Source organism: Mesorhizobium intechi (assembly GCF_002879535.1).
Lineage (GTDB): Bacteria > Pseudomonadota > Alphaproteobacteria > Rhizobiales > Rhizobiaceae > Mesorhizobium > Mesorhizobium intechi.
Genome location: NZ_PNOT02000085.1, coordinates 15,071 through 36,331, shown reverse-complemented (window position 1 = coordinate 36,331; position 21,261 = coordinate 15,071). Strand labels below are relative to the sequence as shown.

Genomic DNA, 21,261 nt, shown 5'->3' with positions numbered 1-21,261 from the left:
AGGAGCGCGGGCATGTTGAAGGCGTTCCCCGGTGCGGCTGGGTGCCGCCGTTGGTAAGCTTGGTCTGCCTGATGCGGCTGGCCGGCCTGAGCCGCGCGAAGCCACGGGCATTACGCGCGCTTAGCGATGCCTGCTGGAGGCGCGGCATTTGCCGCACCTCCCTGCTGCCCGGCCACCCGGTCTGGTTACCCCTTGTGGTGCACCGTCTGCAGCCCGTAGACCGGCGTCGGCAGGCCGGCATGCCGGGCCTTCAATTGCAGCGACAGGAACTGCGAATAGTGGCGCGACTGGTGCAGATTGCCGCCGTGGAACCATAGCGCTTCCTGCTGCGTCGGCTTCCACATGTTGCGCAATTCGCCTTCCCAGGGGCCGGGATCCTTGGTGGTGTTGGAGCCAAGGCCCCAGCATTTGCCGACCTTGTCGGCGGTTTCGCGCGAGATCAGATCGGCGGCCCAGCCGTTCATCGAGCCGTAGCCAGTGGCGTAGACGATGAGGTCCGCGGGTAGTTCGGATCCGTCACTGAGCACAACCGAATGCTGCCTGATCTCTTCGACGTCGACGCCGCTCTTCAGCTTGATCGAACCATCGATGATCAACTGCGAGGCGCCGACGTCGATATAATAGCCAGAGCCGCGCCTGAGATACTTCATGAACAGGCCAGACTCGTCGTCGCCCCAGTCGAGCATGAAACCGGCCTTCTCCAGACCTTTGTAGAACGCCGCGTCGCGTTTCTTCATCTCGGCATAGGCCGGGATCTGGAACTCGTGCAGGATCTTGTAGGGCAGCGAGGCAAAGATAAGATCGGCCTTGGCCGTGGTGATGCCATTCTGCAGCGCCTGCTCCGAATAGAGCGAACCCAGTCCGACCTCCATCAACGTGTCGGATCTGGAGATATGGGTGCTCGAGCGTTGCACCATGGTGACGTCGGCGCCGGCTTCCCAAAGGGCCGCCGCGATATCATGGGCGGAATTGTTGGAGCCGATGACAACGGCTCTTTTCCCGGCATAGTCATCGGGGCCGGGGTGCTTTGAGGAGTGGTGCTGATCCCCCTTGAAGGTTTCCATGCCCTTGAATTTCGGCAGATTGGCCTTGCCGGATTGTCCGGTCGCCAGCACCAATTGCTTGGGCTTCAGGGTGATGTCCTTGCCGTCGCGGCGGACGACGACGGTCCACTCCTTCTTCTCGTCGTCATAGGAGGCGCTCCTGGCCTCGGTCGACGACCAGTAGTTGAGTTCCATCACCTTGGTATACATCTCGAGCCAGTCGCCGATCTTGTCCTTGGGAGAGAAGACCGGCCAGTTCTTCGGGAAATCGATATAGGGCAGATGGTCGTACCAGACCGGATCGTGCAGGCAGAGCGACTTGTAGCGCTTGCGCCAGCTGTCGCCGGCCCGCTCGTTCTTCTCGACGATGATGGCCGGCACGCCGAGCTGGCGCAGCCTTGCGCCGAGCGCGATGCCGCCCTGGCCGCCGCCGATAATGAGCGTGTAGGGCTGCGTCTTGAAGCCGAGCTCGGCGGCCTCCTTCTCACGCTCTTCCTTCCATGTCGGACGGTTCTTGCCCGAGCCATGCTTGGCGCCCATCGGCCGCGCGAAGCCGGCCGGTTCCTCGTGGCCTTTCAACTCGACCATGGTGGTCAGCAGCGTCCAGATCTTGCCTTCCTTAAGCCTGATATGGCCAAAGCCGCGCGCGACTTCGGTCTCGAAACTGATCCAGCCCTCGATCAGCCCGCCGCTCTCGGTCGCGTCCTCTCCCTTGGCGAGTGCCCAATGTGACGGCTTCGTCTTCGACAGCTGGCTCTTCAGCATGTCGCGGACCTGGTCCTTGCCTTCCATGGTCTTGATGTTCCAGGTGAAGGTGACGAGGTCGCGCCAGTAGCAATCCTCCTGGAAGCATCCGACGGCGCTGTCGATGTCATTGGCGGCCAGGGCGCCGCCGAATTGGTCGAGCAGGTCGGACAATTTCTTGCTTGGGGCCTTGTCGAGCATAAGTTTTCCTCCGTGAAATCCAGGCCGTCATGGTGGCTCCTCCCGACTTGCAAGCCGGACGGTCAAGTATCGGCAGAGAGGACGGCCTTCGTCACGCCCCACCATAGTTTCGCGTGGCTTCAAGGACTTATCCGGAGAGCGCGGTTTCCGATCCGGTTTGGGAGCGCCCCTGCAAGGGCGATCGGTGCGGTGTCGGCACTGTGCAGCGTCCATCGCGAAATCGTGACGGGCCATTTGCCGAATTGGGAGGCCCCTTCATCACCGGCGCGATTTTGCCGTTGACAGGGCGCCTTGCCGGCCCGTAGTGTCCGCGACCATGAAAAAGGCACTCATTCTCGTAGGAAGGCGCGTGGGCAAGGCGGTGTAACCGCCGGGCGAAAACCTCCCATGCGCAACACACAGGCTCCCTCGGGGGCCTTTTTTATTGCCTGAAACACGACTAAACGACCGATAACACCCAAGTGGCAACGCCCAAAGCGGCGACAGTACGGGACCAGACCGATGAGCAACGGACAGAGTGAGCGGCGCGAGATGACGGGCGCCGAAATGGTGGTGCAGGCGCTGAAGGACAATGGCGTCAGGCATGTCTTCGGTTATCCCGGCGGCGCGGTACTCCCGATCTATGACGAGATCTTCCAGCAGGACGAGGTCGAGCACATTCTCGTGCGGCACGAGCAAGGTGCCGGCCACGCGGCCGAGGGCTATGCGCGCTCGACGGGCAAGGCCGGCGTCATGCTGGTGACATCGGGCCCCGGCGCGACCAATGCTGTTACGCCGCTGCAGGATGCGCTGATGGATTCGATCCCACTGGTCTGCCTGACGGGCCAGGTGCCGACCTCCTTGATCGGCTCCGACGCTTTTCAGGAATGCGATACGGTCGGCATTACGCGCCCTTGCACCAAGCACAACTGGCTGGTGAAGGACGTCAACGAGCTCGCCGCGACCATCCATGAGGCTTTCCACGTCGCGACCACGGGCCGTCCTGGTCCGGTTGTGGTCGACATCCCCAAGGACGTGCAGTTCGCGAAGGGGTTTTATGTTCCGCCGCAGATCGCGCCGCGCACCAGTTACCAGCCCAAGGTTCAGGGCGATCTGGAGAAGATCAAGGCCGCGGTCGAACTGATGGCCATCGCCAGGAAGCCGATCATTTATTCGGGTGGCGGTGTGATCAATTCCGGTCCGGAAGCGAGCCATCTGCTGCGCGAACTGGTCGACCTCACCGGTTTCCCGATCACCTCGACGCTGATGGGACTCGGCGCCTATCCGGCGTCGGGCAAGAACTGGGTCGGCATGCTCGGCATGCATGGCACCTACGAGGCCAACATGGCCATGCATGACTGCGACGTGATGATCTGCATCGGCGCGCGCTTCGACGACCGCATCACCGGCCGCCTCAACGCGTTCTCGCCGCACTCGAAGAAGATCCACATCGACATCGACCCATCGTCGATCAACAAGAACGTGCACACCGAGGTGCCGATCATCGGCGATGTCGGCCGGGTTCTGGAGGATATGGTGCGGCTGTGGCGGGCCACCGCCAAGGCCGACAAGAAGGCGCTCTACCCCTGGTGGGAGCAGATCGCCAAATGGCGCGCGCGCGATTCACTCGCCTTCAAGATGAACAATGATGTGATCATGCCGCAATACGCCATCCAGCGGCTCTACGAACTGACCAAGGACAAGGACACCTACATCACCACCGAGGTCGGCCAGCACCAGATGTGGGCGGCGCAGCATTATCATTTCGAAAAACCGAACCGTTGGATGACATCGGGCGGGCTGGGCACGATGGGCTATGGCCTGCCGGCGGCGCTCGGCGTGCAGATCGCCCATCCCGATGCGCTGGTCATCGACATCGCCGGCGACGCCTCGGTGCAGATGACGATGCAGGAGATGAGCGCTGCGGTGCAGTACAAGGCGCCGATCAAGATCTTCATCCTCAACAACCAGTATATGGGCATGGTGCGGCAATGGCAGCAGCTGTTGCACGGCAACCGGCTGTCGCATTCCTACACCGAGGCGATGCCCGACTTCGTCAAGCTGGCGGAGGCCTATGGCGGCCATGGCATACGCTGCGAGAAGCCGGACGAACTGGACGACGCCATCATGGAGATGATCTCTGTGCGCAAGCCGGTGCTGTTCGACTGCCGCGTGGCGAACCTCGCCAACTGCTTCCCGATGATCCCGTCGGGCAAGGCGCACAACGAGATGCTGTTGCCGGACGAGGCCACCGACGAGGCCGTGGCCAATGCCATCGACGCCAAGGGCAGGGAGCTGGTGTAATCGCCGGCCAAGGCAGGGCTTGTCGAGAGAAGCCGTGCGCAAACAACCAATCAGACCAAGAATTTGAGATCCAAGTCATGAACGCACAGCACCTTCAACCGACCGGTTCCGCCTACTTCATCGCCAAGGAAACGGAGCGGCCGGAGAACCACACGCTCTCCGTGCTGGTCGACAACGAGCCGGGGGTACTCGCCCGGGTCATCGGCCTGTTCTCCGGACGCGGCTACAACATCGAGAGCCTGACCGTTTCCGAGACGGAGCACGAAAAGCATCTGTCGCGCATCACCATCGTGACGCGCGGCACGCCGCATGTGCTGGAGCAGATCAAGCATCAGCTCGAGCGCATCGTGCCGGTCCACCGCGTGGTCGATCTCACCGTGCGCTCCCACGAATTTGGGCAGGAGCGGCCGCTGGAGCGGGAACTGGCGCTGGTCAAGGTTGCCGGCACCGGCGAGGCCCGGGTCGAGGCGCTGCGCCTGGCCGACGCCTTCCGCGCCAGCGTCATCGACGCCAACACCGAGCATTTCATCTTCGAGATCACCGGCAAGGGCTCCAAGCTCGACCAGTTCATCGCCATCATGAAACCGCTCGGCCTGGTCGAGATCTGCCGCACCGGCGTGGCGGCGATGAACCGCGGCTCGCAGGGCATGTAGCAACGCCAGCGCGCAGGAATCCGTTGCTCACAACGCCTGGTTCGATAGGTGACCGGGCGCTGGCCTTTGTGTGGCCAGCAAAAAAGAGACAATAATGCTGACGTATCTTGGGGGGATAACATGTCGCTCGACGCATTCCTCGCACTGCTCGTCTACGCTTTCGTGACCTCGATCACGCCGGGGCCGAACAACCTGATGCTGCTGGCATCCGGCGTGAATTTCGGCATTACCAGAACCGTTCCGCACATGCTTGGCATCAGCATGGGCTTCCTGGTGCTGCTGCTTGCCGTCGGCCTTGGCCTTGGCGCTGTGTTGACGGCGTTTCCGGTGCTGCACACTGGATTGAAGATCGCCGGGGGCGCCTATCTGCTCTATCTCGCCTGGAAGATCGCGATGTCGCGCTCGCTGACCGGCAAGGGTGAGACGAAGGCGCGGCCGATGCGCTTCATCGACGCGGCGGCGTTCCAGTGGGTCAATCCGAAAGCCTGGGTGATGGCGATCACCGCCATGGCTGTCTATGCCAATGCCGAGCACCCGTTCCTGTCAGTGGTGTTGATCTCGATCGCCTTCACCATCGTCAACCTGCCGAGCGTTTCGGTTTGGGCGGGATTCGGCACGGCACTGCGGGGCTTTCTGTCGGATCCGGTGCGGCTGAAATGGTTCAACATCGCCATGGGCGTGCTCTTGGCGGCCACGCTTTGGCCAATGCTGAAATAGGGTTCTCCGAAGGTTCGACGGGCTTCGGCTCGCGTCGATAGCAGCGCTGCCTACTGATTGTGCAGTGCACATTAAATCTTCGTAATGCCGTGTTTTGGCCCTTTTCCAACAAATGCGTGTCCTATCTATTCGGCGAAATCGCGGCAACGAGCCGTGGATTGCGCTAGAATACGACCACCTGACTACGGCGTGTCGGACGGAGAGGCCTTTTGTCGATGCGTGGAAAAGTCATAGTTTCATTGCTTGTCGTCGCCTGTGCGGGCGCGGCGTGGCTCTATCTGTCTCCGGACACGCTGGGCAAGGTTGAGCAGATCATCGGCGCAAAGCAGGTCGTGGCGTCGGGCAAGGCGGGAACCGACAAGCAGGCAGCCGGGGGCAAGCAGGGGGCCGGTGGCGGTGGCGCCCGTTCGGCCTCGATCGTTTCGGCGACGGCAACCACGGCCGACTTCCCCATCCGGCGCTACGCCATCGGCTTCGTCTCTTCCCCCGCCGTGGTCAGCATCAACGCGCGGGTGTCCAGCCAGATCGTGTCGATCGACGTCAAGGACGGGCAGATGGTGAAGGCGGGCGACACCCTGTTCTCGCTCGACGACCGAGCGCTCAAGGCACAGCTCGCCAAGGACCAGGCCACGCTCGCCAAGGACCAGGCGCTGCTTGCCAGTTCGAATTCCGATTTTCAGCGGGCCAAGGACCTTGTCGCCAAGCAGGCTGGCACGCAGCAGACCTACGATCAGGCCGTGGCCGCACAGAAGGCGGCGGCCGCGACTGTCGACGCCGACAAGGCGACGATCGACGCGGACAATGTCCAGCTTGGCTTTGCCACCATCACGGCGCCGATCGCCGGCAGGCTGGGTGCGGTCAACGTTGCCGTCGGTGATCTGGTGACCACCAGCAATGGCAACAACAGCACCTCGACACCGCTTGTGACCATCACCCAGATGGATCCGTTGCAGGTCAACTTCAACCTGCCGGAAAGCAACCTTGCGCTGCTGCACAAGGCGCTTGCCGATCCGCAGCAAGGGGCGGTGATTCTGACCAAGGACGGCGCCCCGACGCCGATCGGCAAGGGCACGCTCGATTTCGTCGATTCCAGCGTCGATACCGCCTCGGGCACGATCGCCACGCGGGCAAGCATACCGAACGCGGATCTTTCGCTGTGGCCGGGCCAGTATGTGAATGTCGTCCTCGACGCCGGCATCATGCCGCAGATGACCTCCGTTCCCACCGTGGCGGTCCAGCCCAGCCAGAAGGGCCCCTTCGTCTATGTGGTCAAGCCGGACAACACGGTCGAGATGCGGCCGGTGCAGGTGGCGTTGACCGAAGGCGACAACAGCGCCATCAGCCAAGGCCTCAAAGCCGGCGAGAAAGTGGTCACGGAAGGCCAGACCAGGCTGAAGGATGGCGCCGCCGTGCACGAAGGCGCCGCGGCCGCCGCGCCCAAGGTGGCCGAAGCAACCAACGCCGGCGAGGCGGCCCGATGATTTCCGAATTCTGCATTCGCAGGCCCGTCGCCACCCTCCTGATGTCGTTCGCCCTGGTGCTGGCTGGACTGTTCGCCTACAAGTTCCTGCCGGTGGCGGCATTGCCCAGCGCCGAATTCCCCGTGGTCAACGTCTCGGCTTCACTGCCCGGCGCGTCGCCGGAAACCATGGCCACATCGGTGGCGACGCCGCTGATCAAGCAGTTCGCCACCATCGCCGGAATCGATTCTATCTCGACCACGAATTCGCTCGGCCAGACTTCGATCGCCATCCAGTTCGTGCTCAACCGGGATATCGACGCCGCGGCGGCGGACGTGCAGGCCGCGATCGCGAGAACGCAGAAATCGCTGCCGCCGCAGATGACGTCGCCGCCCAGCTATCGCAAGGTCAATCCGGCCGATGCGCCGATCCTCTTGATGTCGCTGGTCAGTGACACGGTGCCGCTCACCGACCTCGATGCCTTTGCCGAGAACGTCATCTCGCCGTCGCTGTCGACCATCGACGGCGTCGCCCAGGTCTCAATCTTCGGCCAGCAGAAGTATGCCGTGCGCATCCAGATCGATCCGACAGCGCTTGCCGCGCGCGGCATCTCGATCGATCAATTGCAGGCGGCGGTTGCATCGGCCAACAGCAACACGCCGCTCGGCGTGCTGAAGAACAACAAGCAGCAGCTGACCATCACCGCCAACACCCAGTTGACCGACGCCGCCGGCTTCTCCAACCTCATCATCGCCACCAAGAACGGCCATCCGGTACGGTTGGGCGAGGTGACCCGCGTCGTCGATTCGGTGCAGACCACGACGACGGCGAGCTGGTATGACGGCACGCGCGCGATCATCATGGCCGTGCAGCGCCAGCCCGACGCCAACACCGTCGACGTCGTCGACAAGGTCAAGGCGATGCTGCCGTCCTTCCAGGACCAGATGCCGGCCGCCGCGCAGATCAAGTTGCTCAACGACCGTTCTACCTCGATCCGCCAGGCGGTCGACGACGTGCAGTTCACGCTGCTGTTGACCATTGCGCTGGTGGTGATGGTGATCTTCGTGTTCCTGCGCCGGGTGACGGCTACTATCATTCCGGCCGTCGCGGTGCCGATCTCGCTGATTGCCACGCTCGCCGCGATGTTCCTGTTCGGCTTTTCCATCGACAACATATCGCTGATGGGCCTGACGCTGGCGGTGGGCCTTGTCGTCGACGACGCCATCGTCATGCTGGAAAACATTTTCCGCCACATGGAAGAGGATGGGTTGTCGGCCTTCGACGCCTCGCTGAAGGGGGCGCGCGAAATCGGCTTCACCATCATCTCGATCTCGATCTCCCTGGTGGCCGTATTCATCCCCGTGCTTCTGATGGGCGGTGTCATCGGGCGCATCTTCAACGAGTTCGCCGTGGTGGTGACCGTCGCCATCCTGGCTTCGATGTTCGTGTCGCTGACGCTGACGCCGATGCTGTGCTCGCGGCTGCTGTCGGTGACCCAGGCCGATCGCGCCAGGCATGGCTCTGGCCACAAGCACGACGTCGTCACGCGAGGCTACGATCGGGTATTGAGCTTCTGCCTGCGCCACACTTTCCTGGTGTTCCTGGTCTTCATCGGCACCGCGGCAGCGTCGGTGTGGCTGATCGAGATCTCGCCCAAGGGCTTCTTCCCGCAAGAGGATATCGGCCAGATCTCGGTGACTACCATCGCGCGCCAGGACATTTCCTTTGACGCCATGGCAAAGCTGCAGGGGCAGGTGGCAAGCGTCTTTTCGCATTCGCCCTATGTTGCGCATGTGGCCTGGTCGGCAGGCAACGGCAACAATGCGTTGAACCAGGGCCAGCTCTATGTGCAGTTGAAGGACAAGAGCCAGCGACCCGACATCGACAAGGTGCAGGCGGATCTGCGCAAGCAGCTGGCAGGCGTGGCGGGCATCGAGACCTACATGCAGCCGGTGCAGAATCTGCGGCTGGGCTCGCGTTCGTCGGCCAGTGCCTACCAGCTCGTGGTCCAAGGCCTCGATACCGTCCAGACCGATATCTGGGCGCAGAAACTGAATGACGCGATGGCAGCCGACCATGCGACATTCACCGACGTCACCAGTGACCTGCAGAACAACGCGCTGCAGGCCTCGCTGGTCGTCGATCGAGACAAGGCCGCCCAGCTCGGTATCGACACCGACACGTTGCGTTCCGCCCTCTATGGCGGGTTCGGCACCGACCAGGTCTCGACCATCTTCGGCTCGGCCGACAGCTACGAAGTCATCACCGAGCTCGATCCCAAGATCGAATGGTCGCCCGAGCGGATGCTGGCCATCCAGATGAGGACGTCGAGCGGCAACCTGATCCCGCTTGGCGCCTTCGCCCGGGTCGATCGCACGGCCGGCGCCCTGACGGTGAACCAGCTCGGCCAGCTTCCGGCCGTGACCATCTCCTACAATCTGCCGCAAGGCGTGGCGCTTGGCGACAGCACGGCTCGCATCAGCGCTCTGAAGGAGCAGATCGGCATGCCGACGGCTATCTCGACTTCCTTCGCCGGCACCGCCAAGACCTTCCAGGATTCGCTTGCCAATCAGGGGCTGCTCATCGGCGGCGCGATCCTTACCATCTATATCGTGCTCGGCATTCTGTACGAGAGCTTCATCCACCCGCTTACCATCCTCACGGGCTTGCCGTCGGCGGTGCTGGGCGCGGTCGTTGCCTTGCGCTTCGCCGGCATGGATCTGTCGGTCATCGCGGTGATCGGCATCCTGATGCTGATCGGCATCGTCAAGAAGAACGGCATCATGATGGTCGACGTCGCGCTTGAATTGCGACGAGACGGCATGTCGGCCAAGGACTCCATCCACAAGGCCTGCCTGATGCGGTTCAGGCCGATCATGATGACGACGCTGGCGGCGCTGATGGGCACGTTCCCGATCGCGCTCGGCACCGGCGCCAGCGCAGAACTGCGCCAGCCGCTCGGCGTTGCCGTTGTCGGCGGCCTGCTGGCCTCGCAGGCGCTGACCTTGTTCGTGACACCGGTGATCTACGTCTACATGGAGAATTTCTCGGGCTGGCTCGCCGGGCTCATGCCGAAGCGCAAGGCCGAGTTGCCCGCGGTCGAGAATCCCGAACAGCCCTCGCTGTTCGGGATCAACGACGACATCCCGGCCGAGCCGCAGAAGACGGCCGCCGAATAGCCGGCGGACGCTGATTTCCGCTGGCCCAAGCCGTTATGCTTGCGGCCGGCGCGTCGGAACCTTAATTCGTGGTCATGTCCCATGACCACGACCACGACAACGAACTCGATCCGTTTGCCGCCCGCGTGCGGGCGCTGGAGACCATCCTGACCCGCAAAGGGCTGATCGAACCGGCGGCGATCGACGTCATCGTCGATACATATGAAACCAAGATCGGCCCACGCAACGGCGCCAAGGTGGTGGCAAAGGCCTGGAGCGATCCTGACTATGCGGACTGGCTCAAGCGCGATGCGACGGCGGCGATCGAATCGCTGAGCTATACCGGCCGCCAGGGCGAGCACATGCAGGCGGTGTTCAACACCGAGGAGACACATAATCTCGTCGTCTGCACGCTGTGCTCCTGCTATCCATGGTCGGTGCTCGGCCTGCCCCCCGTGTGGTACAAGGCACCGCCCTACCGCTCGCGCGCGGTGATCGATCCGCGCGGCGTGCTCGAGGAGTTCGGGCTGACGCTGCCGGCCAGCACCAAGATACGCGTCTGGGATTCGACGGCGGAACTGCGTTATCTCGTCGTTTCGATGCGGCCCGCCGGCACCGAAGGCTGGAGCGAGGAGCGGTTGGCCGAGCTGGTGAGCCGCGACGCGATGATCGGCACGGCACTCGCCCGGGAACCGCAACAAACGAGGAGGCCGGCATGAACGGGCCGCAGGATCTCGGCGGGCAGATGGGCTTCGGGCCGGTCGCGCCCGAAACGGACGAGCCCTATTTCCACGCCGCCTGGGAAAGGCGGGCGCTCGGCGTCACGCTGTGCGCCGGCGCCATGGGCGCCTGGACCATCGACGAGAGCCGGCACGCGCGGGAATCGCTGCATCCGGCCGATTATTATTCCTCCAGCTACTACCAGATCTGGATCAAGGCGCTGGAGACGCTGCTCAAGCGCCATGGTTTCGTCAGCGAGCGCGATCTCGAGGCGGGTGAGGCGATCGACAAGGCGGCGCCGCCGAAACGAATACTGAAGGCGGAGAATGTGCCTGCCGTGCTGGCCAAGGGCAGTCCCTGCAACCGGCCGATGGCGGTGCCGGCGCGGTTCAAGCCCGGCGACGCCGTGCGGACCAAGAATCTCAACCCGACCGGCCACACAAGGTTGCCGCGCTATGCGCGTGGCAGGCAAGGCAGGATCGAGGCGGTGCATGACGGCTTCGTCTTTCCCGACAGCAACGCGCATGGGCAAGGCGAAAGTCCGCAATGGGTCTATACCGTGGTTTTCGACGGCGCGGAGATCTGGGGCGAGGGCGCCGATCCCGCGCTTGTCGTCTCGATCGATGCCTGGGAGAGTTACCTTGAGCCGGCCTAACGGGACCGCCGCCGATCTGCCCGCGGGCGTCGATGCGCCGGTTTTCGCCGAGCCCTGGCAGGCCGAGGCGTTCGCCATGACGGTGGCTTTGCACGACAGGGGCCTGTTCTCGTGGGGCGAGTGGGCGGCTGCCCTGTCGGCGGAGGTGAAGAAGCCAGGTGCGGCAGCCGACGGCCATGACTATTACGAGCATTGGCTGGCGGCGCTGGAAAGCCTGCTTGCCTCGAAGGGGCTGGCCGCCAAGCCCGATGTCGATGCGATGGCGCGGGCCTGGGAGCGCGCCGCGCACGCCACGCCGCACGGCAAGCCGATCTTGCTGGAGAACGATCCGCATGCCGCGAGGTGATGGCGGGCGGAACGATGGTTGTTCCCTTTACGTTCCGGTTTGCGCCTGATAATCTTGGCGTTGGGGGGTAGCCGCGGTCTGTATCGCTTGTGGCGCCTATCTTGTCTTTCCCTTGCGAATCCGGTCACACGATTAGATGGAATTCTCACCCCAACAGGACGAGGCGCTGCAAGCGGTCGCCCGCTGGCTGCAAGCCGGCAAGCCGCAGCTGTTCAGGCTGTTCGGCTATGCCGGCACCGGCAAGACGACGCTGGCACGCTATTTCGCCGAACATGTCGACGGCCAGGTGCAGTTCGCCGCCTTCACCGGCAAGGCCGCCCAGGTGCTGCGCTCCAAGGGGGCGGTCAATGCCCGCACCATCCATTCGCTGATCTACAGGCCCAAGGGCGAGGAATCGGTGGAGGACGAGGTGACCGGCAAGACCTCGATGTCGCCCACCTTTTCGCTCAACCGGCAGAGCCCGATCTCGCGCGCCAAACTGGTCGTCATCGACGAATGTTCGATGGTCGACGAGCAGCTCGGCCGCGACCTGATGAGTTTCGGCACGCCGATCCTGGTGCTGGGCGATCCAGGCCAGTTGCCGCCGATTTCGGGCGGCGGCTTCTTCACCGATCACGAGCCGGATTTCCTGCTCACCGAAATCCACCGGCAGGCGCGCGACAATCCAATCCTGCGGCTGGCGCTCGACGTGCGCGAAGGCCGTGAATTCATGCGCGGAGACTACGGCACCGCGCAGGTGATCGGCAAGGAAGACGTCACCCAGGAACTGGTGTTGAAGGCGGACCAGGTGCTGGTCGGCACCAACCGCACGCGCCGCCGCTACAATCAGCGCCTGCGCGAGCTCAAGGGCTTCAACGCCGACTATCCCCAGGCCGGCGACAAGCTGGTCTGCCTGCGCAACGACCCGGCCAAGGGCCTGCTCAACGGCTCGCTGTGGAAGGTGATGACATCGTCACGCGAGACGGTGAAGCCGGGCATCAATCTGCTGGTCTCGCCGGAAGAGGACGATCCGGACCGCGGCGTCGCCAAGATCAAGCTGCTCAAGGCTGCGTTCGAGGATCCCGACGCCGATATCCCCTGGCAGCAGAAGAAGCGCTTTGATGATTTTGACTACGGCTATGCCTTGACCGTGCACAAGGCGCAGGGCTCGCAGTGGAACGAGATCGTGCTGTTCGATGAAAGCTGGGCCTTCAAGGAAACGCGCCAGCGCTGGCTTTACACCGCGATTACGCGCGCCGCCGAACGATTGACTATTGTCCGATAGATTTACGAGGCCGGCTTCTCGCGCACGCCGACCTGCCGGACCCCAAGCCATTCCCAGGCCTCTTCTTCGTCCTCGGCGTTGAAATGGCGGAATTCGATGGGCGAGGACACGGGCAAGGCGTCTCGCGCGTCCGGCGTCCAGTCCGGCCTGCCTATCGCCGCGCAGCGACCTATATGCTCCAGCGCATGGATGGTGCCCTGCTTCAGGGTCTCGTCGGAGACGTCGGTCCAGTCGACGCCTTCGTGATCGACGATGCGTACAGCCACGTCGATCCGCTTGTGGAGGGCATAGGCCGCCTCAAGCAGGCCAAACAGGTTTTCCGCGTCGGCCGCCGAGACATGCCCGACCACATCGATGGCGAACAGGTCGTCGCGATCGGTGTCGATGCGACGGATTGTCGGCACGGATTGCAGGAAATTCACGAGTGGGCCTCCTTGCGCAAGACAGGGTCGATCTTCTGGAACACCGGAAACCCCTATCTGTTCCCGTCAAAGACGCTATAGATGCCCCAGTCTCGAGCGCGCCGCGGCTGAACGAATAGGCGTGGCGCGTCCTAACCGCTTGATTTCACGGACACCAGACATGCCCGCAAAGCTTTCCGTCAACCTCAACGCCATCGCCATGCTGCGCAACCGGCGCGACCTGCCATGGCCCAGTGTCACCGGCATCGGCCGGCTTGCGCTCGCCGCCGGGGCGCATGGGCTGACCGTGCATCCGCGTCCCGACGAACGTCATACGCGGCATTCCGACCTACCCCAGATCCGGGCGCTGATCGACGATGAGTTTCCGCGGGCGGAATTCAACATCGAGGGTTACCCGAGCGAGGATTTCCTGGCGCTGGTGGAAAAGCATCAGCCCGAACAGGTGACGCTGGTTCCCGATGATCCGGCGCAGGCGACCTCCGACCATGGTTGGAACTTCGTCGCCGATGCGGCGTTGCTGACGCCCATCGTCAGGCGCCTGAAGAAAGGCGGCTTCAGGGTGTCGCTGTTTTCCGACGCCGATCCCACCGGCATGACAGCCGCGCGCGATACCGGCGCCGACCGGATCGAGCTCTATACCGGCCCTTACGGCAGCTATCATTCCGATTCAGCAAAGGCCGCCAAGGAGCTGGAACAATTGGGAAAAACGGCCGACGCGGCATTCGCCGCCGGTCTGCAGGTCAACGCCGGGCACGATCTGACGGTGGGCAATCTTCCGGCGCTGGCCAAGCGCATTCCGGCATTGGCCGAAGTGTCAATCGGACATGGGTTGACAGCCGACGCGTTGGAGTATGGCATGGCCGGCACAGTGGGTCGGTTTCTCAGAGCTTGTGGGTGGTAGGGGGTAGAGTTTCGCCTTGCAGGTATGGCAGCCATAGCGTGCAATTGACATCGCATCGCAGCATGCGTGAAACACCGCGCGCTCGTCGGGGAGTGGTCTATGGACCTTGCCAGTCGCGATAGCGAGGCCGAAACCGTCGAGCAATCGAGCCATTCCGGGGCCGAACAGCACAGCACCAAAGTTCTCATGCTGGGTGCGCTCGGCGTTGTCTATGGCGATATCGGTACCAGTCCGATCTACGCTTTCCGTGAGGCGCTTCACGCTTCGCCCGGTATCGATACGCGCGCTCAAGTGCTTGGTGTGCTGTCGCTGATCGTCTGGGCGCTAACGATCATCGTGACGATAAAATATGTCGCCTTCGTGCTTCGCGCCGACAATAAGGGCGAGGGCGGTACATTATCGCTGATGTCGCTGGCGCGAACCGCCTATCCCAAAGGTGCGAGACTCATTCTGGCGATCGGCCTTTGCGGCGCGGCGTTGTTTTTCGGCGATTCGATCATAACGCCGGCCATCTCCGTGCTGTCGGCGGTCGAAGGCCTCAGGGTGGTGACGCCGACACTGGACCCCTACGTCGTGCCGATCACGCTGCTCATCCTGGCCATCCTGTTCTCGGTACAGCGCTTCGGCACCGGAAAGGTGGCGGCGGTGTTCGGGCCGGTGACCGCGCTATGGTTCCTGGCTATCGGCGTAGCAGGGCTCTATCACCTGGCGGACGATCCATCGATCCTGCTGGCCGTCAATCCCTACTACGCGGTCGCCTATCTCGCCAGTACACCCACCGCCGCCTTTGTCACTGTCGGCGCGGTGTTCCTGGCGGTGACCGGGGCCGAGGCCCTTTACGTCGATCTCGGCCATTTTGGGCGCAAGCCTATCGTGTTGGCGTGGTTTTCCGTGGTTTTCCCATGCCTGCTGCTCAACTATTTCGGGCAAGGAGCTTTTGTGCTGGCCAATGGCGGGAGGCCGACCAATCCATTTTTCCAGATGCTGCCTGACTGGGCACTGATGCCGATGGTGGGGCTGGCGACGGCCGCAACCGTCATCGCCAGCCAGGCAGTCATCTCCGGTGCTTTTTCGCTGACCCGCCAGGCCGTGCAACTCAACCTTCTGCCACGTATCGAGGTGCAGCATACGTCCGAAATGCAACTCGGCCAGATCTACATGCCCCGCATCAATCTGCTCGTCGCCCTGGGGGTGATGCTGCTGGTCGTCGGTTTCGGCAGTTCGAGTTCGCTGGCTTCCGCCTACGGCATCTCGGTGACCGGCGAAATGCTCATGACGACGATCCTGTTGTTCGTCGTGATGCGCAAGCTGTGGAAATGGAGGCTTGCGGTCGCCCTGCCGCTGATATTGCTGTTCGGCATCATCGACAGCGGCTTCTTCCTGGCAAACATCGTCAAGATATTCGAAGGCGGCTGGGTATCGATTACGGTTGCCTGCCTGATGGGGCTGATCATGTGGACCTGGATACGCGGCACGCGCTATCTGTTCGACAAGACCCGTCGCAACGAGATCCCGCTCGATTTCCTCGCCGGCAATCTGCTGAAGAAGAAGCCGCATCTGGTGTCCGGCACCGCGGTGTTCCTGACCAGCGATCCGCTCAGCGCGCCGACAGCGCTGATGCACAGCCTGAAGCACTACAAGGTGCTGCATGAGCAGAACGTGATCCTTTCGGTAGTGACGGCGCCGCAGCCCGTGGTGCCCGACAGCGACCGGGTCAAGATGGAGACGGTCAACGAGCTGTTCATGCGGGTGACGCTGACCTTCGGCTACATGGAACAGCCCAACATTCCGCGCGCGCTGGCGATCTGCCGCAAGCAGGGCTGGAAGTTCGACATCATGACGACGTCGTTCTTCCTGTCGCGGCGCTCGCTCAAAGCCTCGCCCAATTCCGGCATGCCGGTGTGGCAGGACAGGCTGTTCATCGGCCTGGCGCGCACCGCGGCCGACGCGACCGAATATTTCCAGATCCCGACCGGGCGCGTGGTAGAGATCGGTACGCAAGTCGCTATCTAAAGGCTGATACGGCAGGTCATATGGGCGCCCGCCACGCCCCGTGGCCACGAATTCACTGGATTGTAGGCTATTTCCCAAGGAGCCTAGCGTCGCCAGCATGGGAGCCATCACGCAACGGCACTTGATATTGCATTGCAGCAAGCGTAGAGCACCGCGCGCTTATCGGAGTGTCGTCCATGGCCCTTGCCAACACTGGTAGTGAGGCAGAACCCGTCGAACAGTCGAGCCATCCAGAGATCGAGCGGCATAGCACCAAGGTGCTGATGCTGGGCGCGCTGGGCGTTGTCTATGGCGATATCGGCACCAGCCCGATCTATGCCTTTCGCGAGGCGCTGGTGGCGTCTTCCCACGGCACCGTTGCGCAACGAGGCGATATTCTCGGTGTCCTGTCGCTGATCATCTGGTCGCTGACGATCATCGTCACCATCAAATACATCATGTTCGTGCTGCGCGCCGACAATCGCGGCGAAGGCGGCGTGCTGTCGCTGATGGCACTGGCGCGCGGCAGTTTCCCGAAGCGTTCAGCGGTGATCCTGGGCATCGGTATCGTCGGCGCCTCGCTGTTTTTCGGCGACGCGGTCATCACGCCGGCGATTTCTGTGCTGTCGGCGGTCGAGGGCATGAATGTCGTCACTCCCACCTTCCAGCCCTACGTCGTGCCGCTGACACTCGTGATTCTCGCCGTGGTGTTTGCGGTGCAACGTTTCGGCACGGGCGGCGTGGGACTGGTCTTCGGTCCGGTGACCGCGGTCTGGTTCCTGGCGATCGGTCTTTCGGGCCTCAAGCACATCATCGCCGATCCGGAGATCCTGTGGGCGATCAGCCCGCACTACATCGTCGCCTTCCTGATCCACTCGCCCGACGTCGCCTTCGTGACGATCGGCGCCATCTTCCTCGCCGTCACCGGCGCCGAGGCGCTCTATGCCGATCTCGGCCATTTCGGACGCAAGCCCATCGTGCTGGCCTGGCTGTCGATCGTGTTTCCCTGTCTGCTGCTGAACTATGCCGGGCAGGGCGCCTTCGTGCTGGCCAAGAATGGCGTCGTCGGCCACCCGTTCTTCGAGATGAACGAGGGTTGGGCTCTGATTCCCATGGTCGTGCTGGCGACCGCCGCGACGGTCATCGCCAGCCAGGCGGTGATTTCGGGTGCCTTCTCGCTGACCAGGCAGGCAGTGCAGCTCAACATGCTGCCGCGGCTCGAAATCCTGCATACATCGGAAAAGCAGTCCGGGCAGATCTACATGCCGCGTGTCAACCTTCTGCTGGCATTGGTGGTGATGATGCTGGTGGTCGGCTTCGGCGAGTCCAGCAAGCTGGCCTCGGCCTATGGCATCTCGGTGACCGGCAACATGCTGGTGACGACGGTGCTGCTCTATGTCGTGATGACCCGCATCTGGAAATGGCGGCTCTGGGTTGCAATCAGCTTGACGGTGCTGTTTGCCTTCATCGATATCGGTTTCTTCGCTTCCAACATCGTCAAGGTGTTCGAAGGCGGATGGGCGTCATTGCTGGTGGCCTTCACCATCGTGCTGGGCATGTGGACCTGGGTGCGCGGCAGCCGCTATCTGTTCGACAAGACCCGTCGCAACGAGATCCCGCTCGATTTCCTCGCCGGCAATCTGCTGAAGAAGAAGCCGCAGCTGGTGTCCGGCACGGCGGTGTTCCTAACCAGCGATCCGCTCAGCGCGCCGACAGCGCTGATGCACAGCCTGAAGCACTACAAGGTGCTGCATGAGCAGAACGTGATCCTTTCGGTAGTGACGGCGCCGCAGCCGGTGGTGCCCGACAGCGACCGGGTCAAGATGGAGACGGTCAACGAGCTGTTCATGCGGGTGACGCTGACCTTCGGCTACATGGAACAGCCCAACATTCCGCGCGCGCTGGCGATCTGCCGCAAGCAGGGCTGGAAGTTCGACATCATGACGACGTCGTTCTTCCTGTCGCGGCGCTCGCTCAAAGCCTCGCCCAATTCCGGCATGCCAGTGTGGCAGGACAGGCTGTTCATCGGCCTGGCGCGCACCGCGGCCGACGCGACCGAATATTTCCAGATCCCGACCGGGCGCGTGGTAGAGATCGGTACGCAGGTGGCGATCTGACAAGCGCGATCGCCTGTGCCTGAAAAGGTGTGGAGGCGGGCATGAGCGGCGAATTGGTGGTCGTCACCGGCGGATCGGGCTTCCTTGGCGCCCACTGTGTCCTTGCCCTGCTGAACGGGGGCTACCGCGTGCGCACGACGGTGCGCTCCGCCAAGCGTGAAGCCGATGTGCTGGCCATGCTCAAGGCCGGTGGCGTCGAGCGGGGCCGGCTGTCCTTTGCCACGGCCGACCTCACGAGCGACGCCGGCTGGCCGCAAGCGGTGGCCGACTGTGACTATGTGCTCCACGTCGCCTCGCCATTTCCGCCCGGCGTGCCGAATCACGAGGACGATCTGATCATTCCGGCTCGCGAGGGCGCGCTGCGGGTGCTTCGGGCGGCGCGGGACGCTGGTGTCAAACGCGTCGTGCTGACCTCGTCCTTCGCGGCCATCGGCTATGGCAAGATGCCGCCCGACGGCCGGCCGTTCACCGAGGAGGGCTGGACCGATCCGACGGCCAAGGTCAGCGCCTATGTGAAGTCGAAGACGCTTGCCGAGCGCGCGGCCTGGGATTTCATCGCCGCCGAAGGCGGCGGGCTGGAATTGGCTGTCGTCAATCCGGTCGGCATCTTCGGGCCTGTGCTCGGCTTCGACCATTCGACCTCCACCGAATTCGTCCAGCGCATGATGAACGGTGCCATGCCGGGGCTGCCGCGCCTATCCTTCGGCGTGGTCGACGCACGCGACGTGGCTGACCTGCATGTGCGCGCCATGACCAATCCGGCCGCCAAAGGCGAGCGCTTCCTGGCGGTATCAGGCGATTTCATGACTGTGCGGGAAATCGCTCAGACCTTGAAGACGCGGCTCGGCGACGCGGCGGCTCGCGTCAAGACCCGGGAACTTCCCGATTGGCTGGTGCGGATCGTGGGACTGTTCAACCCGGAAGCCGCGCAGCTGGTGACGGAACTGGGCAAGGTCAAGAATGCCACCAACGCCAAGGCGGTGCGCGTGCTCGGCTGGGCGCCGCGCTCGCGTGAAGACGCGCTGGCCGCCACCGGCGAGAGTCTGATCCGGCTCGGTCTGCTCAAGAAGTAGCGCGGCGGGAGGGAGGCCGCCCGCCGCGCACCGATCAACCAGCCAGTGCGGCCTTGTTGGCTTCGAGGAACTGTTTCAGCGTCCGCGGCTTCCTGCCGGAAAGCGTTTCGACCGCGTCCGTTGCCATGGCGATGCGGCCGGACCGAGTGTTGGCGTCGAAAGACACGATGACCCGAGCGAATTCCTCGGGAACGCCGGCCGCCTTCACGCCTTCGGTCAGGGCCTCGTCGGGCAGCTGAATGACTGCCAGCGGCTTGCCGGTAACCTCGCTCACCAAGGCGGCGATTTCGGCTGTCGTATAGGCCTGCGGGCCGGTTAGCGTGTAGGTCTCGCTGTCGGTCGAACCGGAGGCGAGGCCCGCGGCGATGGCCGCGGCCATGTCGTCGCGCGCCCCATGCGCGATGCGGCCGTCGCCCGCGGACGTATACCACTGCCCCGAGGCAATGGCGTTCGGCAGTGCCATGAATAGGTTCTCCTGGTACCAGCCGTTGCGGAAGATCGTATAGGCGATACCGCTGGCCTTGATCGCCTGCTCGGTGCCGTAGTGGTCGCCGGCAAACAGCACTGGCGAAACCGGCTCCGGATTGGGCATCGAGGTGTAGAGCAGATGCGAAACGCCGGCTTTCTTCGCAGCGGCCACCGCCGCCTCATGCTGCTTCAAACGCCTGCCGGTTTTTAGGTCGAGATCGCTGGTCGAAATGATCAGCACCCGGTCGGCGCCCTTGAATGCGTTTTCCAGCGAGGTCGCGTCGTTGAAATCGGCGGCCCTGACAACGATGCCACGCGCCGCCAGATCGGTGACGCTTTCCGGGTTGCGGGTGGTGGCGATGATCTTCGCCGGCTGAACCTTGTGCGTGTCCAGGAGATAGTGGATGACGCTGCGGCCGAGCTGGCCGGAAGCACCGGTGACGAGAAGGGTTTCGCTCATGGGAGATCCTGATTTTGCGCCGGCATGGCGGGTGCTCTTAATGGTCTCAAAAAGAGACCAGCACTAAAATAGGATTTGACCCCGTGCCGTAAAGAAGGCAGTTTTTCGGGAGGTAGGCACACGCAGGGAACCAGCCATGGACAGCCGGATCGTCAATCTGAGGTCCAAGCTCGACGTCTACAAAGCCATGGCCGGTGGCGGAAACCTTGCCGATTGTCCGGTCCGCGAGGTCATCCACGGGCTCAACGGCAAATGGAGCTCGCTACTGATGGCGGCGCTCGCCGAGCAACCCTATCGCTTCGGCGAATTGCGGCGGCTGGTGCCCGACATCTCGCAGCGCATGCTGACCCAGACGCTCCACGATCTGCAACGTGACGGCTATGTGCATCGCGAAGTGTTCCCGACCAAGCCGCCCAGCGTCGAATACAGCCTCACCGACCTCGGACGCTCGATGTTCGGCGCCCTGCACCATCTGATCCAGTGGGCCGAACTCAACCACGACGCGGTGCGCGAGGCACGCGCCGGTTTCGACGCGACACAGGCTTGAACCGCCGGGCAGCGTTCGACGGCACGGCTTGATTTCG

The 21,261-nt window shown here is 63.1% G+C and carries 17 protein-coding genes; 14 read left to right on the top strand and 3 right to left on the bottom strand.

Annotated features, from left to right (window positions below):
- Positions 1–185: 185 nt before the first annotated feature.
- On the bottom strand, positions 186–1,988 hold the full coding sequence (locus C1D09_RS08175) for an NAD(P)/FAD-dependent oxidoreductase (protein WP_143973799.1): 1,803 nt from the start codon (positions 1,986–1,988) through the stop codon (positions 186–188).
- A gap of 501 nt (positions 1,989–2,489) precedes the next feature.
- Between C1D09_RS08175 and C1D09_RS08170 the strand changes: the two genes are divergently transcribed.
- From C1D09_RS08170 to C1D09_RS08130, 9 genes are all read left to right on the top strand, one after another.
- The gene (locus C1D09_RS08170) at positions 2,490–4,271 is read left to right on the top strand and encodes an acetolactate synthase 3 large subunit (RefSeq protein ID WP_143973798.1); all 1,782 of its coding nucleotides are present in this window, start codon (positions 2,490–2,492) and stop codon (positions 4,269–4,271) included.
- Between the two features lie 77 nt (positions 4,272–4,348).
- Complete coding sequence (ilvN, locus tag C1D09_RS08165; RefSeq protein WP_143973797.1) at positions 4,349–4,924, top strand: acetolactate synthase small subunit; 576 nt, start codon at positions 4,349–4,351, stop codon at positions 4,922–4,924.
- A gap of 120 nt (positions 4,925–5,044) precedes the next feature.
- Positions 5,045–5,641 carry a LysE family translocator gene (locus C1D09_RS08160; RefSeq protein WP_143973796.1) on the top strand — a complete coding sequence of 199 codons (597 nt, stop codon included), beginning with the start codon at positions 5,045–5,047 and terminating at the stop codon, positions 5,639–5,641.
- A gap of 215 nt (positions 5,642–5,856) precedes the next feature.
- Positions 5,857–7,122, top strand: coding sequence for an efflux RND transporter periplasmic adaptor subunit (locus C1D09_RS08155; RefSeq protein ID WP_143973795.1), 1,266 nt, complete (start codon positions 5,857–5,859; stop codon positions 7,120–7,122).
- Positions 7,119–10,280, top strand: coding sequence for an efflux RND transporter permease subunit (locus C1D09_RS08150; RefSeq protein ID WP_143973794.1), 3,162 nt, complete (start codon positions 7,119–7,121; stop codon positions 10,278–10,280). Before C1D09_RS08155 ends, C1D09_RS08150 begins: the two co-directional genes overlap by 4 nt.
- 74 nt (positions 10,281–10,354) lie before the next feature.
- Positions 10,355–10,978, top strand: a complete 624-nt coding sequence (gene nthA, locus C1D09_RS08145; RefSeq protein ID WP_143973793.1) for a nitrile hydratase subunit alpha — start codon at positions 10,355–10,357, stop codon at positions 10,976–10,978.
- Positions 10,975–11,634: a nitrile hydratase subunit beta gene (gene nthB / locus C1D09_RS08140; RefSeq protein ID WP_143973792.1), complete on the top strand. Its 660-nt coding sequence runs from the start codon at positions 10,975–10,977 to the stop codon at positions 11,632–11,634. The genes nthA and nthB overlap by 4 nt, the downstream gene beginning before the upstream one ends.
- Positions 11,603–11,980 (top strand): nitrile hydratase accessory protein, encoded by a 378-nt coding sequence (locus C1D09_RS08135; protein WP_143973791.1) that lies wholly within the window; start codon positions 11,603–11,605, stop codon positions 11,978–11,980. Before nthB ends, C1D09_RS08135 begins: the two co-directional genes overlap by 32 nt.
- Positions 11,981–12,116: 136 nt before the next feature.
- Positions 12,117–13,244 carry an ATP-dependent DNA helicase gene (locus tag C1D09_RS08130; RefSeq protein ID WP_010910153.1) on the top strand — a complete coding sequence of 376 codons (1,128 nt, stop codon included), beginning with the start codon at positions 12,117–12,119 and terminating at the stop codon, positions 13,242–13,244.
- A gap of 2 nt (positions 13,245–13,246) precedes the next feature.
- Here the strand turns inward: C1D09_RS08130 and C1D09_RS08125 are convergent, their stop codons facing one another.
- Positions 13,247–13,666, bottom strand: coding sequence for a SpoIIAA family protein (locus C1D09_RS08125; RefSeq protein WP_143973790.1), 420 nt, complete (start codon positions 13,664–13,666; stop codon positions 13,247–13,249).
- A gap of 160 nt (positions 13,667–13,826) precedes the next feature.
- Here C1D09_RS08125 and C1D09_RS08120 point away from each other — a divergent pair, with 160 nt between their 5' ends.
- The 4 genes from C1D09_RS08120 to C1D09_RS08105 all read left to right on the top strand — a co-directional run bounded on the left by C1D09_RS08120 (position 13,827) and on the right by C1D09_RS08105 (position 19,749).
- Positions 13,827–14,567, top strand: a complete 741-nt coding sequence (locus C1D09_RS08120; RefSeq protein WP_143973789.1) for a pyridoxine 5'-phosphate synthase — start codon at positions 13,827–13,829, stop codon at positions 14,565–14,567.
- Between the two features lie 99 nt (positions 14,568–14,666).
- Positions 14,667–16,580: a potassium transporter Kup gene (locus C1D09_RS08115; RefSeq protein ID WP_143973788.1), complete on the top strand. Its 1,914-nt coding sequence runs from the start codon at positions 14,667–14,669 to the stop codon at positions 16,578–16,580.
- Between the two features lie 176 nt (positions 16,581–16,756).
- Positions 16,757–18,676: a potassium transporter Kup gene (locus tag C1D09_RS08110; RefSeq protein WP_143973787.1), complete on the top strand. Its 1,920-nt coding sequence runs from the start codon at positions 16,757–16,759 to the stop codon at positions 18,674–18,676.
- 41 nt (positions 18,677–18,717) lie between these two features.
- Positions 18,718–19,749, top strand: a complete 1,032-nt coding sequence (locus C1D09_RS08105; RefSeq protein WP_143973786.1) for an SDR family oxidoreductase — start codon at positions 18,718–18,720, stop codon at positions 19,747–19,749.
- Between the two features lie 34 nt (positions 19,750–19,783).
- Here the strand turns inward: C1D09_RS08105 and C1D09_RS08100 are convergent, their stop codons facing one another.
- Positions 19,784–20,677 carry an SDR family oxidoreductase gene (locus tag C1D09_RS08100; protein ID WP_143973785.1) on the bottom strand — a complete coding sequence of 298 codons (894 nt, stop codon included), beginning with the start codon at positions 20,675–20,677 and terminating at the stop codon, positions 19,784–19,786.
- Between the two features lie 136 nt (positions 20,678–20,813).
- Here C1D09_RS08100 and C1D09_RS08095 point away from each other — a divergent pair, with 136 nt between their 5' ends.
- Entirely contained in the window at positions 20,814–21,224 is a 411-nt protein-coding gene (locus C1D09_RS08095) for a winged helix-turn-helix transcriptional regulator (protein ID WP_143973784.1), read from the top strand.
- The last annotated feature ends 37 nt before the right edge of the window (positions 21,225–21,261 follow it).

Coding starts and splice junctions, on each gene's coding strand:
- nthB (WP_143973792.1), top strand. CDS start 10,975: ATGAACGGGCCGCAGGATCTCGGCGGGCAGATGGGCTTCGGGCCGGTC.
- C1D09_RS08170 (WP_143973798.1), top strand. CDS start 2,490: ATGAGCAACGGACAGAGTGAGCGGCGCGAGATGACGGGCGCCGAAATG.
- C1D09_RS08110 (WP_143973787.1), top strand. CDS start 16,757: ATGGCCCTTGCCAACACTGGTAGTGAGGCAGAACCCGTCGAACAGTCG.
- C1D09_RS08115 (WP_143973788.1), top strand. CDS start 14,667: ATGGACCTTGCCAGTCGCGATAGCGAGGCCGAAACCGTCGAGCAATCG.
- C1D09_RS08120 (WP_143973789.1), top strand. CDS start 13,827: ATGCCCGCAAAGCTTTCCGTCAACCTCAACGCCATCGCCATGCTGCGC.
- ilvN (WP_143973797.1), top strand. CDS start 4,349: ATGAACGCACAGCACCTTCAACCGACCGGTTCCGCCTACTTCATCGCC.
- C1D09_RS08135 (WP_143973791.1), top strand. CDS start 11,603: ATGCCTGGGAGAGTTACCTTGAGCCGGCCTAACGGGACCGCCGCCGAT.
- C1D09_RS08155 (WP_143973795.1), top strand. CDS start 5,857: ATGCGTGGAAAAGTCATAGTTTCATTGCTTGTCGTCGCCTGTGCGGGC.
- C1D09_RS08130 (WP_010910153.1), top strand. CDS start 12,117: ATGGAATTCTCACCCCAACAGGACGAGGCGCTGCAAGCGGTCGCCCGC.
- C1D09_RS08105 (WP_143973786.1), top strand. CDS start 18,718: ATGAGCGGCGAATTGGTGGTCGTCACCGGCGGATCGGGCTTCCTTGGC.
- C1D09_RS08160 (WP_143973796.1), top strand. CDS start 5,045: ATGTCGCTCGACGCATTCCTCGCACTGCTCGTCTACGCTTTCGTGACC.
- nthA (WP_143973793.1), top strand. CDS start 10,355: ATGTCCCATGACCACGACCACGACAACGAACTCGATCCGTTTGCCGCC.
- C1D09_RS08100 (WP_143973785.1), bottom strand. CDS start 20,677: ATGAGCGAAACCCTTCTCGTCACCGGTGCTTCCGGCCAGCTCGGCCGC.
- C1D09_RS08095 (WP_143973784.1), top strand. CDS start 20,814: ATGGACAGCCGGATCGTCAATCTGAGGTCCAAGCTCGACGTCTACAAA.
- C1D09_RS08150 (WP_143973794.1), top strand. CDS start 7,119: ATGATTTCCGAATTCTGCATTCGCAGGCCCGTCGCCACCCTCCTGATG.
- C1D09_RS08175 (WP_143973799.1), bottom strand. CDS start 1,988: ATGCTCGACAAGGCCCCAAGCAAGAAATTGTCCGACCTGCTCGACCAA.